Annotated in this window: 13 protein-coding genes; 7 read left to right on the top strand and 6 right to left on the bottom strand. The window is 38.6% G+C overall.

The features are described 5' to 3' along the window. The first annotated feature begins 71 nt into the window (after positions 1 to 71). Positions 72 to 470, top strand: coding sequence for a DoxX family protein (locus SanaruYs_RS06920; protein ID WP_127121791.1), 399 nt, complete (start codon positions 72 to 74; stop codon positions 468 to 470). An 87-nt stretch (positions 471 to 557) separates the two neighbouring features. On the opposite strand, the gene SanaruYs_RS06925 is transcribed toward SanaruYs_RS06920, so the two are convergent. Further along, the gene (locus tag SanaruYs_RS06925) at positions 558 to 1427 is read right to left on the bottom strand and encodes a lysophospholipid acyltransferase family protein (protein ID WP_127121792.1); all 870 of its coding nucleotides are present in this window, start codon (positions 1425 to 1427) and stop codon (positions 558 to 560) included. 91 nt (positions 1428 to 1518) lie between these two features. Here SanaruYs_RS06925 and SanaruYs_RS06930 point away from each other — a divergent pair, with 91 nt between their 5' ends. Beyond that, entirely contained in the window at positions 1519 to 2325 is an 807-nt protein-coding gene (locus SanaruYs_RS06930) for an SDR family oxidoreductase (protein ID WP_127121793.1), read from the top strand. A gap of 8 nt (positions 2326 to 2333) precedes the next feature. Here the strand turns inward: SanaruYs_RS06930 and SanaruYs_RS06935 are convergent, their stop codons facing one another. Together SanaruYs_RS06935 and SanaruYs_RS06940 are read right to left on the bottom strand one after the other, a co-directional pair. Next, a complete protein-coding gene (locus SanaruYs_RS06935; protein WP_127121794.1) occupies positions 2334 to 4238 on the bottom strand; it encodes a DUF3857 domain-containing protein in 1905 nt (634 codons plus the stop codon). A gap of 3 nt (positions 4239 to 4241) precedes the next feature. After that, positions 4242 to 6251, bottom strand: a complete 2010-nt coding sequence (locus tag SanaruYs_RS06940) for a DUF3858 domain-containing protein (RefSeq protein ID WP_127121795.1) — start codon at positions 6249 to 6251, stop codon at positions 4242 to 4244. A 73-nt stretch (positions 6252 to 6324) separates the two neighbouring features. On the opposite strand from SanaruYs_RS06940, the gene radA reads away from it, so the two are divergent. Both radA and SanaruYs_RS06950 read left to right on the top strand, forming a co-directional pair. Further along, a complete protein-coding gene (gene radA / locus SanaruYs_RS06945) occupies positions 6325 to 7704 on the top strand; it encodes a DNA repair protein RadA (protein ID WP_127121796.1) in 1380 nt (459 codons plus the stop codon). 17 nt (positions 7705 to 7721) lie between these two features. After that, a complete protein-coding gene (locus SanaruYs_RS06950) occupies positions 7722 to 8318 on the top strand; it encodes a DUF2179 domain-containing protein (RefSeq protein ID WP_127121797.1) in 597 nt (198 codons plus the stop codon). Between the two features lies 1 nt (position 8319). On the opposite strand, the gene SanaruYs_RS06955 is transcribed toward SanaruYs_RS06950, so the two are convergent. Then, on the bottom strand, positions 8320 to 8622 hold the full coding sequence (locus SanaruYs_RS06955; RefSeq protein WP_127121798.1) for a DUF4286 family protein: 303 nt from the start codon (positions 8620 to 8622) through the stop codon (positions 8320 to 8322). Between the two features lie 28 nt (positions 8623 to 8650). Continuing rightward, complete coding sequence (locus SanaruYs_RS06960; protein WP_127121799.1) at positions 8651 to 10225, bottom strand: Na/Pi symporter; 1575 nt, start codon at positions 10223 to 10225, stop codon at positions 8651 to 8653. 205 nt (positions 10226 to 10430) lie between these two features. On the opposite strand from SanaruYs_RS06960, the gene metK reads away from it, so the two are divergent. Both metK and SanaruYs_RS06970 read left to right on the top strand, forming a co-directional pair. Continuing rightward, entirely contained in the window at positions 10431 to 11684 is a 1254-nt protein-coding gene (gene metK / locus SanaruYs_RS06965; RefSeq protein WP_127121800.1) for a methionine adenosyltransferase, read from the top strand. Between the two features lie 99 nt (positions 11685 to 11783). Further along, positions 11784 to 12425, top strand: coding sequence for a hypothetical protein (locus SanaruYs_RS06970; protein WP_127121801.1), 642 nt, complete (start codon positions 11784 to 11786; stop codon positions 12423 to 12425). Between the two features lie 2 nt (positions 12426 to 12427). Here SanaruYs_RS06970 and SanaruYs_RS06975 read toward each other — a convergent pair whose 3' ends face one another. Then, positions 12428 to 12685 (bottom strand): hypothetical protein, encoded by a 258-nt coding sequence (locus SanaruYs_RS06975; protein WP_127121802.1) that lies wholly within the window; start codon positions 12683 to 12685, stop codon positions 12428 to 12430. A 146-nt stretch (positions 12686 to 12831) separates the two neighbouring features. On the opposite strand from SanaruYs_RS06975, the gene lptB reads away from it, so the two are divergent. After that, complete coding sequence (gene lptB / locus SanaruYs_RS06980) at positions 12832 to 13611, top strand: LPS export ABC transporter ATP-binding protein (RefSeq protein WP_127121803.1); 780 nt, start codon at positions 12832 to 12834, stop codon at positions 13609 to 13611. The last annotated feature ends 24 nt before the right edge of the window (positions 13612 to 13635 follow it).

Here is a 13635-nt window from a genome sequence, read left to right on the forward strand (position 1 = left end):
TGAATTTTATCCCGCTCCTTGGGGCATTTATCATCTCGGAATTTTATTGATCTTTCCTAAAATCTTCATTTATGAAAGTATTGTTAAGTCCAGCTAAATCGCTTTTAGCCTTGCGTATCATGATATCCATTTGCATGATAGCCCATGCTTCGCAACGCTTTTACCATAACTCCATAAATGGATTTGGAGATTTTCTTAACACAAAAGGTTTCTTGATTGGTGTACCAATAGCGTGGGGCATAACATTATTCGAGTTAATTGGAGGCTTAGCGCTACTATTAAATTATTTTACAAAATGGATTTCATTGGTATGGGCGTTGCAATTGTTAATGGGAATAATTCTAGTACATGCACAACATGGCTGGTTTGTAGTTGGTCCTTCAAATGGTGGAGTAGAATATAGTTTACTATTGATTGTATCACTACTTGTTTTGCATGCCCATTCAGAAAAAACAGCTAACAAAACCTAATTCCTTTGTCCACTCCTTCTCCTCCTAACGAATGAGTAAGTGTTAAATCAGTATAGCTTCGAAATGTTGATAGTATCGAGGGAAAGACTATTTGCTTGAAGTAAGCGTATCATCCAGATGTCTTTTTTTCCAACGGTTATGTGACCATAGCCAACCTTCGGGCTGGTGGTAAATCGATTGCTCTAGTGCTGTAGCGTAATTATCAATAACAAACGTATCACTTTTGCTATATGGAGGTTCGCCTACCAGCACAAGTCGACATGTGTAATAGCCTCTCTTAACCTTCTCAACAACTGCGTATAAGACAGGTGCTTGTATTAAGCTTGCCATTTGCTGACTCCCGTAAAAGAAAACCGTATCCTGTCCTAAAAAATTAGTTTGATGGCGTTTATCATTGCCATGACCCGGATACTGATCGGCCACCACGGCTATGCCTCTTATGATAGATTTACGTTTTATCAATTCTCGGGCAAGCTCATTTCTTTTTACTGCATAAGCACCAAAGCGTGATCGAGCTTTTAAAATAAAAGAATCAAAAAAGGAATTTTTAACTGGCTGGTAGACAAAATCGACAGGGGCAGGTAATGAAATACTGCCCGCTACTAAAAGCCATTCCCAATTAAAGGTGTGTGATGATAGCAGAACAACTGACTGACCATTAGCAGTAAATTTTTCCATTAACTCTGGATTAATATACCTTATGCGCTTTTGTAACTCATCCTTTGAGATGCCAATTAATTTAATGGTCTCAACTGCATAGTCGCATAAGTTTTGATAAAATCTGCGCTCAACATTAAGTATTTCCTGTTCGCTTAGGTGAGTAAGCGAATTTCTTATATTTTGCCTTACCAGCTTCTTCCTATAGCCAACAATCCTATAACTTATAAAGAATAAGAAGTCAGAAAACAGGTATAGCACAAAAAAAGGCAAACGAGCTAGTAATTTCAACAGCCACATGGCAACAAATCTTTACGAAGCAAGTTAAGCAAGTATTAGTATTTTTGGGTAAACTCAGTACAGACGTAAAAGGTTGTCTGGGATTTAGCGTATGGAAAATAAGGTTGTTATTATAACTGGTGCCACTTCCGGAATTGGTAAAGCCCTCGCTTTTGAGTTTGGCAAAAAGGGATCGCTGTTGGCTATAACCGGCCGCAGAGGCGAGGAATTGCAGGCTGTAGCAAACGAACTAATAAATAATGGGGTTAGTGTGTTAACCCTTCAGGGTGATGTTAGTAATGAAGCTGATGCAAAAAGGATAACAGATGAAACCATTAAACGCTTTGGTAAAATAGATGTACTCATTAATAATGCAGGTATCTCAATGCGAGCCTTGTTTGAAAATGTACAACTAGAAGTGTTTAAAAAAGTAATAGATATTAACTTTTTTGGCACCGTTTATTGCACCAAATACGCAATGCCCTATATTTTGGAATCCAAGGGATCTATAGTTGGCATATCATCGATTAATGGAAAAAGAGCCACACCGGCACGAACAGCTTATTCAGCCTCTAAGTATGCCATGGAAGGGTTTCTCGAAGCTTTGCGTATGGAGGTAATGAAAAGGGGTGTACATGTGTTATCAGTTTGTCCTGGCTTCACCACATCAAATATTAGAAACGTAGCTTTAACAGCCGATGGTCACCCGCAGGGCGAATCACCCAGAGATGAGAGTAAAATGATGTCGGCTGAAGAAACTGCTGAACATATCTACTACGCAATTCTGAAACGCAAGCGTGATTTAGTTTTAACAACGCAGGGTAAATTGGCAGTTTGGTTAACTAAATTATTTCCGTTACTGATGGATAAAATCACCTACTATTTCATGGCGAGGGAAGAAGACTCTCCATTCAAATAGTGCATTGCTCAGGTTTTACTGAGCAATACAATTTTGATGTTATCGGATTTATTAAGGCTTTTATAGAAATCCGTTAGCTCCTGATAGGTTGATGCGGGGTACTCTCCCTCCTTCATTTTGATTTTACGAATATATAGCAAACCATTTTCATCCATTTGAAAACTTGACTCATACTCACCGAAACGGGACGTGTGCTTCTGTGTATCGGGTAAAAATTCGGGGTAAACATTGTCAGGGAGTTTATAACGTATAGTATCAATATCCAGATAGCCGGTTTTGATTACGATATCTGTTTTTCTCTCAGCCAGTTTTTCAGGAATAAAGTTTGAGCGGTTCATTAGGTTGGGTGTAAAAAAGAACCGCTTCCCTGAAACTGATGCAAACCTGTTTAGTTTTAGGGCTAACGAAACACCAATTTCAGGCGTCTCTTCATTAAGCATGTTAAGTTTGAAATTTACAATATCGAAGGCTGGTATAGCAGTACTGTTTTGCACCCACTTCTTCTGATCGTCAGCAGATTTGGTTAAATAGCTATCTAGTCCATCATTTTCAATTTGAAGTCCTGAATAAATGGTTTGAATTTGAGCCTGAGCATTACCATTAACATCAAGTATAACTTCAGCTGATCTTAACTGTTGATTATTCTCACCTTTATAAACCGGAGTTTTAATTAACCTTGCGCCATCTTCTGTCACCATCATGGCAGAACGATTGCCTGTAAAATTGCCTAAGTAACCGAATGGATTTTGCTGACTTGTACACTCAAGCCAAACAGTATCTTTTTCAAGGGGGACTGTAACGATTACGTGATTAAAATAGCTCTTAGGAAAGTCTTCTAACACGGTAGGCGGGTTTGAGCCGCCATAGATTACTGTGTAATATCCATTAATGTCAGCGGCTTTTAATAATGAAATCATATAGTTCGACAACGCTTTACAGTCGCCATAACTTAACTTGTCTACCGTTAAGGCCTCAAAGGGTTGCCAACCACCAATGCCAAGTTGAATACTAACATACCTGGTTTTATTCTGAAGATATTTGTAAAGGATTTTAACTTTTTCTCTATCATCATTTACATCTTTTGTCAGGCTCTTAACTTTCTCTATGGTTTCGGGCAAAATTTCATCTCTGCCTTTGTTGAGGGATAGCTGCCATTTACCGAAGTTCTCCCAACTATTCATGGTTCCAGCATATCCATCATATTCAAAATCTACAGGCGCAACAAGAATTCTGGGAATGTACTTTTCAATAGTTGGAGACATTGCCTCAAATTTCTTTGGTACAAAATTGTTAAAAGTCCAGAGCAAGGATTCCTTGCCTGAAAGGATTTGCTTTTCGGGGTCGTCTACAAATGTGCCTCTGTATCTTGGTTTAAGAGAGGTAGGATAAACTAATTGATAAGATTTTTTCTGAATGCTTACTTCATCGTCATCATATAAATAGAAGGAAGGGATGAACAACAAATAATTCAAATCAAGCTCATATTCGAATTCAATTGTATATGGGTAACTGGCTTGTCGCAAATCAATATACTTTTGGCGATTATCTTCATAGATGCTAAAGCCTGAGATGGAGCTTTGATCAATAAAATCTGAAGTCTTAACTTTTTTGACAACATTACCTAGAGCATCGTAAACTGTTGCTTTTACAGATTTAATTTTTGTAAGCTTATCATAACCAACAGAAAGAATAGCATTCGATCTACCCGTAGCTTTTAAAATAGTAATAACATAATGATACTGAATATTAGAATGCGATTTGTCCAGAATTGTAAAAACATTACTTTCTTCACGAATAACGGCATACATTCCATTCTTTAAGCTGTCAGGTATATCACTGACAGGATATTTGTTTTCAGCTGCAAACAACCCAATTGATAAAAAAAGGATACTGATTGTTAATGAAGATTTCATTTCTTACTTCTTTTTTAATACAACCTGTTCAGCTTGCTTGGCAACAACCTGATTGTAGAATTCCCTTAATGAAGCATATTCTACTTGATTAAAGACACTTTTATTAATTTGAAGATTATTTATAAGACTAATAGTGTTGCCCATTTGAGTAAAACTATAAGTAAATCTTCCCGCACCGTCAGGCAATCCTATAACTTTAGGTTGAGGAGCCTCATCGACAACATAACCATCAGGGATGGTAAGTTTTAGTATATACATTTGATCGAAGGAAAGACCAAAATCTACAGGATACTTCCGGTCTTCTGATTTAAAAGGATTTTCCTTAACCTTATTGAAGAAAACAGGATTAAAATAAATGGTGTTAGTGGCAACATTAGCCCTATCCGTAGCAACTACATCATGAACCTCTTTGAAAGACTTGGCTAGTTCATTTGCATTACTAAACTCACTTTTAAGGACCTCTATTTGGTGAACATCTGTGAGATTTTTTACATATTCTGTTTCTTCTTTGGCGAGGTATTGTTTTCTGTCCCGTGCCGCAAAATATCCAGTTCTTTCAAGCGTTAGTTTGCCCTCAAGTGAAGCCTCTTCGGTAAGTTTACCCTCAACACTATAAATTAGTCTTGAACGTTCTGGAGCTGATAAACCAACCCAACTATGACCTGCCTTACTTACAACAAAGCCTTTTCCATTCAAACAACGCTCGGGGAGCATTCCAAAGGGGAGTAATTTTTCAGTGACATCTAACAAGTATTGTTTATCACCAATCTTAGCAAGAATAACGGAGTAATTAAATTGAGAGGACACAGGAGTCATTTCTCGAATGAATCCATTATTTCTTGTACTGATTAGTACAGGATAAACTTCCAAGCCAATTTTCTCCAGCATAGAGCCCATTAATAAATTTAACTCTGCAGAACTCCCCTTTTTATCATCAAAAATTTTCCGAAGAGGATTTTCTGTAAATTTTCGATAAGAGCCACTCCATGTAAAATTGTTACGAACAAAAGCATGAATAGCTAAGGCTTTTTCTTCGGGCGAATTAATAGTTGCAGTTACCTCATCTGCTGTTTTCTTTAAAAAACCATTGCCTTTGATCTCTCCACCAAAATCTGAACTCTCCACATAACTTTTATTGATATCCTCCCAGGAGCCCATGATTTTGTTGATAGGTCTATTAGGGAATTTAGTAAACGAAAGCTCAAAATTTATTTTAGAAATGAAATCTTGATATGAGGTTATATATGCCTCTTCCTTAAAGGCAGGTGCATTCTCAACTACCCAACGATTAGTATTTAACATATAATCAATTTTGTCTGAACTAAAGCCAGTACCCCCATTATCAGTGCGATTGTTTGTTGTAATGACAATACTTTTTAGCGAGGTTGACTGTTCATTTACCGTGACTGGTAAATAACCTTGCATATATTTTTCATAATTGTAGTACTCCGGAACATTTGCGCGATATTCGCTCCAGACTACTGGAATAGTTGATTGAAATTCCCAATCTTGAAAATTAAAAATGAAATCGGAGACAACTCTATAGCTAATCTCAATAACAGAACCTTCCTTTACGTTAGGCATTGTAAATTTAACAAGATTAAGATTTGATGAGTATTTCTCTTTAAACTGAGCGTCATTTTTCAATTTAGACTCAACTACTTTTCCATTCTCCAAATTATAAGTTATGCCTTTAAGATTGATTAGTTTTTCATCACTGTCACCATCGTGGTAAAGTTGAATGGAGAAATCACCCTGATCTAATCCATCTTTAGTTAAAATTTTTACCCGCTTTATTCTTTGAAAGATCAGCTGAAATCCTTCTGATTGGCTGTACGCAATAGTCGATTCACCGAAATCGGTTAAGACCACAGCCGCTGCTGAAGAGTCCTTTTCATAAACCTTCATCTGGATTTCCTCGATTGGCACATCACCAAACTTAATAGGTGGCTTTTGAGCAAAAGTGGCAGCTTTTGCAATAATGATAATTGCTACAACGAGTAGTAGTCGCATGGGGACAATTTAGTTTATTGGGTTTAGATTTGTCAAATATAGTATTCTCAACTAATTACCTTATATACCACTAATGGCAAAAGTCAAAACCCTTTTTTTCTGTCAAAATTGCGGGCATGAATCACCAAAATGGTTGGGGAAATGCCCATCCTGTAATCAATGGAACACTTTTGTTGAGGAGGTGGTTAAAAAAGAGGAAAGTAAGAATGAATGGAGACAAGAGGGATCTCGTGAGCGAATTGCCAAACCTAAAACACTTCATGAAATAACTTCTGCCAGTGAGGTTCGAATAATTAGCCCTGATGCTGAATTGAACCGCGTTTTAGGAGGTGGTATTGTTCCAGGCTCTCTGATGCTTATTGGCGGAGAACCAGGCATTGGTAAATCTACATTAATGCTTCAGGTGGCACTCTCATTAAAAAGAATAAAGGTTTTGTATGTTACAGGCGAAGAGAGTGATCAGCAGGTAAAAATGCGCGCAGAACGAATTCTTCCTAAAGAAAAAGTCAGTGATAACTTTTATATTCTTACCGAGACAAATACAAAAAATATTTTTCTTGCCATTGAGCAGGTAGAACCTCAGTTGGTAATTGTAGACTCAATCCAGACACTCCATTCTACTATGCTTGATTCAGCCGCTGGCAGTATTGCTCAGGTAAGGCAATGCGCAGGAGAGTTGATGAAGTTTGCGAAAGAAACAAACACACCTGTTTTTTTAGTAGGCCATATTACTAAAGACGGTATGCTGGCTGGACCTAAAGTGCTCGAACACATGGTAGATACTGTACTTCAGTTTGAAGGAGACAGACATCTGGCTTATCGTATCCTGCGCACAACTAAAAACCGTTTTGGATCAACTTCAGAAATTGGAATTTATGAAATGTTGGGTTCAGGTTTACGTGAAGTAAGCAATCCATCTGAAATTCTGATCTCTCAAAAGGATGGTCAGCATACAGGAGCTACTATTGGTGCTACTATTGAGGGCAACCGACCATTGCTTATTGAAATACAATCGCTGGTTAGTCCGGCTTCTTACGGTACGCCTCAACGCACGCCTAATGGTTTTGATCATAAACGCTTAAACATGCTGTTGGCGGTGTTGGAGAAAAGGTGTGGATTTCGGGTAGGCACGCAAGATGTATTTGTTAATATGGCAGGAGGTATTACTGTAGAAGATCCAGCCATCGATTTGGCTTTATGCGTTTCCTTAATTTCTTCTATGGAAGAGATATCCGTGTCGGATAAGGTATGCTTTGCTGCAGAAATTGGTTTAGGGGGAGAATTGCGCGCAGTGAATAGAGTAGACCAACGAATATCTGAAGCAGAAAAACTTGGCTTTGAGGAAATTTACATTTCGAAGTATAGCAAGAAATCACTCGACTTGAGCAAGACAAAAATTACAGTTAAATCTTTTGGCAAACTTACAGAGGTGTTTCAGGAATTATTTGGGTAGTAAAAAAACATAGTAAAATGATTGAATTACTGGGCATCTCCGAAGAAATTTTTGCTTACGTTATACTGCCACTATTGATTTTTCTAGCGCGCATCATTGATGTATCCATTAATACTATCCGTATCATTTATGTATTGGGAGGAAGAAGAATGACAGCAACACTCTTAGGTTTTGTAGAATCCTTTGTGTGGTTGATGGCCATTCGCCAGATATTTCAACACCTTGATAACTGGGCATCATATATAGCCTACCCCGCAGGTTTTGCGATGGGTATTTTTGTAGGTATGATGATAGAAGAACGAATAGCTTATGGAAAAGTGATCATTAGGATTATTACAAGAAAAGAAATAGATGAGCTGAAAGAATACCTTACTAAAGAAAACCACAGATTTACAATACTTAAAGCGCTCGGTCCAGATGGCGATGAAAGTGTAATATTTACCGTGTTGGAAAGAGAGCGCCTTGAAGAACTAACAACTAAACTTAAAGAAATTCTTCCTACAGCCTTCTACACTGTTGAAAAAGTTAACAGGGCATCAGAAAGTGGAGCAGTGGTTCAAGAGAGTACACGCTGGAGCATCGCCAGTTGGTTAAAAGGTGTAAGACGTCAATAGATTACACCTCTTCCAGAAGTGTTCTGAACGCCACTTGCTTTCCTTCAAATCTTTTACTGACTTCTTCTCGCAAAGCTGGTGCAAACTTTTCCAGGTACTGCTCTACATGGCTTAAAGTCTCAGCAAAGTATTGAATTGAATAGGACACCGTTTCCTCCTCTCCTTGGTGCAATATTTTGTAGATTTTGGCCTCTATAAACATACCGGTATTCAACACATCTAAGATGTGTTCGGTTTTCATCCAATGCAGCCATTCATGCTCTGCACTCTTATCAACACCGACTGTTACATTGTATAATAGCATGATGGGTTTAGTTAGATTTACAATTGACCTAATCCTTTTCAACAGTTAGTATTCTCTTAGTCTCAATAAGACCAGTGGAATCATAGTTACTCTGTTTTATAATAATGGGTAGGTCAGGGCTAATAAAAATATCGCTAGTTTTCTCTTGCGCATCATTATAGTAGGTTCTTTTAAAATGGTACAATAAGGGCAACGTCAAATCAGGTGTTAGGCTGTAATTAGTAAGAATGCTGTCTACACAAACTTTGTATTTACCTAAGTTATCTTCACCATCCCAGCAAAACCCTTGCTTGCTAAACATATACATCTGATCGCTTACAAAAAAAACGTTATCCCTATAAGAGATGTTTTGAATTTTGTTAGGGGTATTAGCAGCAGAGTCAGCATCACCTGCAAACTCAATCCACTGACCGTTTCGTGTGTTACTGTTAATACGTGCAACCATTTTATTGCTTTGGGGCACACCATTTTTATCCACGACTTCGTAAACTGCTGTCGTGTTTTCAATGCTATTTTTATTAAGGTAAATAAGAGAGAATGGAATAAAGAAAAAAGCAGACAAGAGATACACAAAACCTACCAATCTATATTTTAAGGTCAGCTTTCCTAAGAAAGATGCTAAATCCAGAGGGATTTTCCGAAGTATAGGTATAGGAAGAAAAATGATTACACCAATGAAGTTGAATAAAAAGTGGGCAATAGCTATAGTGACTGCACTTGAATTATTAGCATACAATATGGCAGCGATAAAAGCTGTAATGGTGGTACCTATATTGGCACCAAGAATATAGGGTGCAGCTGCTTTTAATTTAATAACTTGTTTTGCTACTAATGGCACAACAAGAGAAGTTGTGATAGTGCTGGACCGAATAGCTGCAGTTGAGGTTAGTCCCCAGGCAAATGACTTCAACGGACTACCGAAAAAGAAGGAACCAAGCTTTTCGGGCGATTGCACAAGCAGAAGATTGGAAATCAATTTTCTAAAAAGAAGGATTGAACCAAAAAGTAATGCAAAGGCAAGAATTACCAAGGCAAAGCCACTAGGAACAATAGTCACCAACCAATTGATAACTCCACCAAAGCCCCAACCATAATGATGGTCGCTTATTAAATCAACGCCTGATGCAGGATTTACAAGCAGAGTGCTTATGCTTGTCGCTAATGAGGACAAAAAGCCATAGTAATACTCTAAGGGGAATAGAATGATAACTGTAAGAATGTTGAAAAAATCGTGGTAGGTACCCGCAGCCACAGCCCGCTTAAACTCCTTTTTCTTATTGATGAAACCAAGCGAAATGATTGTGCTTGTAATGGTAGTTCCAATATTTGCTCCCATAATAAGCGGTACAGCACTTTCAAGGGTAATAGAGCCAGATGCGACAAAGGCCACAATAAGAGAGGTGGTGGTGGAACTGCTTTGAATCATGGCTGTGATCAGCAGACCGATAAACAAACCGGTAAATGGATTTGATGTGGCCAGAAGAATTGTTTCAGCAACACCTCCTCCAAGTTCCTGTAATGAAGAAACCATTAAATCTATTGCAAAAAAGAAAAGCAATAGGGCACCAATAATGGACAGCGTGGTTCTAATTGTTAACCACACTTGGTTTTGGGTGTCCTTTGTCGAAGCGTCCGTCAATGGCAGATAGAATTAAGAAGTCAAGTAACTAAGGTATACCTGATTATAAAAGGGAAAGGAAAAAGAAATTATGATTTAGGGGCATTCTTTGAATGTGCTGTAGAAACAAACCCCTCCCTGTTTAATAGGAATTATTAACTTTGCCCGCTGAATTAACAATTTAATAACTATGCCATACCTCTTCACCTCTGAATCGGTTTCTGAAGGTCACCCGGATAAAGTAGCTGACCAAATCTCCGATGCGCTTATTGACTCATTTCTAGCATATGACCCTAACTCTAAAGTAGCCTGCGAAACACTGGTAACAACTGGTCAGGTTGTATTAGCCGGAGAGGTTAAATCACAAGCCTATTTGGATGTGCAGGACATTGCACGTGACGTTATCAAGAAAATAGGGTATACAAAAAGCGAATACATGTTTGAGGCAAACTCATGTGGTGTATTTTCTGCAATCCATGAACAATCTCCTGATATTAATCAAGGTGTAGAGCGTAAAAAGAAAGAAGATCAAGGTGCTGGTGATCAGGGTATGATGTTCGGTTATGCAACTACCGAAACGGATAACTTTATGCCACTTCCCTTAGAATTGGCTCATTTACTTTTACGCGAATTGGCTGCCATTCGTAAGGAAGGCAAGACTATGACTTATTTACGTCCAGATGCAAAGTCGCAGGTAACTATTGAGTATAGCGATGATAACAAGCCGCAGCGCATCGACACCATTGTTATTTCAACACAACATGATGATTTCGCAAAAGACAATGTAATGTTGGCCAAGATTAAGGACGATGTAATAAACATACTTGTGCCCCGCATTATGAAGAAGTTGCCAAAGCGCATTCAAAAACTATTCGCTGGCGATATTACATACCACGTTAACCCTACAGGTAAATTCGTAATTGGTGGCCCTCATGGTGATACTGGCTTAACTGGCCGCAAAATCATTGTAGATACATACGGTGGAAAAGGTGCACACGGAGGAGGAGCTTTCTCAGGAAAAGATCCTTCAAAAGTTGACCGCTCAGCGGCTTACGCAACCCGTCATATTGCCAAAAACCTTGTAGCTGCTGGGGTAGCTGAAGAAGTGTTGGTACAGGTTGCTTACGCAATTGGTGTAGCGAAACCTGTTGGACTCTACTTAAATACTTACGGCACAGCTAAGGTTAAGCTTACCGATGGTGAGATTGCTAAAAAAGTTGAAAAGATTTTTGATATGCGCCCTTACTTTATTGAAGAGCGTTTCAAGTTGCGTACTCCTATTTATTCTGAAACTGCAGCTTATGGTCATATGGGCCGAGAGCATAAGGTAGTTGAAAAGATTTTTAACAAGGGTAAGAAAAACGAGAAAAAAATAAAGGTCGAGCTATTCCCTTGGGAAAAACTGGACTACGTAGATGCTGTCAAGAAGGCATTTAAAATCTAAAAAAAGGGGCGTAAGCCCCTTTTTTGTGCCGAAATAAAAAAGTTAATGTGTGAATAGGGGTTTTTCTGCTTTGACCTGTCTCAGTACCAAAAGCAAGAAATGAAAAAGCACATTACAAAATTATTTGCCATGGCCATTATACTTGGTACAGGCTATATGGCACAAGCCCAATCTTCCGATGAGGTTAAAACCATCTTTAAAAACACGAAGGGCTCAGGAGGTTATGTTGTACTCAGCAACAAACTAACAAGCATACATGGAAGCTTCGCAAACATGCCAGAGATTTATGGAGGCTGGTTTATAGGTAAAAAGTTTTTACTTGGTGTAGGGGGAGGATCTACTACTAACTACATCCCTGTAGATATTAATGACAGTGCAAACCCAAGCCAGCGGATGAGTTATTTATATGGACAATTTGGTATGGTAAACGAGTTGGTTATTGCTTCTAATAGTCCGATTCATCCTGTCTTTCACTTATTTAATGGTGCAGGATTTACAATGCAGTATCATAGACCACGTTGGGAAGATTTGGATAATCAACATTATCGTGAAGACGTTGAAGATTTAAAGTGGTATTACATTTGTGAACCTGCACTACAAGTTGAATTAAACTTATTGAAGTGGTTAAGAGTATCGCCAGGCATCTCTTACCGTTTTGCTTTTGACAATGAAAAGAGATCGTTGGATGATAAAGTGAGTGGACCAAGCGTAAGTCTGGGCCTGAAGTTTGGTAAGTTTTGAGGCTACCTTAATAGCCCAGTGGGGAGTTTAATCTGATCAGAATAAAAAGCTAAACGAGTAGAATCCTTATCAAGCAGGGCAATTTTAGCAATGGTGGAGTCTTTGTGTTCAACAAAGACTTCTACATAAAAATTGCCCATCAAATAAAGATTCACTTTGTACTGATAATAGCGGATGGCCATTATAAAACTACCGTCTTCATACAGGCGTCTTACCTTGTCATTAAAGGTTAGCTTTTTATATTCCGGCCACGTAATCATACCTTAAACGTGGCTTAAAAAGCAGAAACAATCAAGCTTGATTTTGTATAATATTTTAATTAATCACCTAAGCGCCAGTCAATAACTATGGATTAATTTTTGCTCTCCTGCCGATTCAATACCTTTGTTACAACTGATTTGATATTATGGTGCTAAGGGCAGAAAACCTGGTAAAAAAATATAAGAACCGTACGGTAGTCAATAACGTATCTGTGCACGTGCAACAGGGTGAAATAGTGGGATTATTGGGCCCAAATGGAGCAGGCAAAACCACCACCTTTTACATGACGGTGGGTCTAATCAAACCAAACGAAGGGCATATTTTTCTCGATACAGAAGACATAACTGCTTTACCCATGTACCAACGTGCCAAGTTAGGCATTGGATATCTGGCACAAGAAGCATCTGTATTCAGAAAGCTTACAGTAGAGGAGAATATTATGGCAGTGCTTGAAATGCGCGATTTTACCAAACAACAACGCAAAGATAGAGTAGAGGAAATGCTGGAGGAGTTTAGCCTTACTCGTGTTCGCAAAAACATGGGTATGTCGCTTTCAGGAGGTGAAAGACGCAGAACAGAAATAGCGCGTGCCCTTGCGGTAGATCCTAAGTTTGTATTACTGGATGAGCCCTTTGCCGGGGTAGACCCCATAGCTGTGGAGGAAATTCAGGGTATTGTGTCTAAACTTAAAACAAAGAATATCGGTATTCTCATTACCGACCATAACGTAGACGAAACACTTTCCATTACTGACCGCGCCTACCTGATGGTTGACGGTAAACTATTTAAATCAGGAACAGCAGAAGAGCTCGCAAGCGATCCACAGGTACGTAAAGTTTACTTGGGACAAAACTTTGAATTACGCAGGGCCAGGGTTGCCCAACCACCGGACAACTGGAAAGAGGAGTCAGGCCCCATTTTATAAGCTTTACCCAAGTTTTGCACTTCT

Origin of the sequence: Chryseotalea sanaruensis, from assembly GCF_003990915.1 — a bacterium.
Taxonomy (GTDB): domain Bacteria; phylum Bacteroidota; class Bacteroidia; order Cytophagales; family Cyclobacteriaceae; genus Chryseotalea; species Chryseotalea sanaruensis.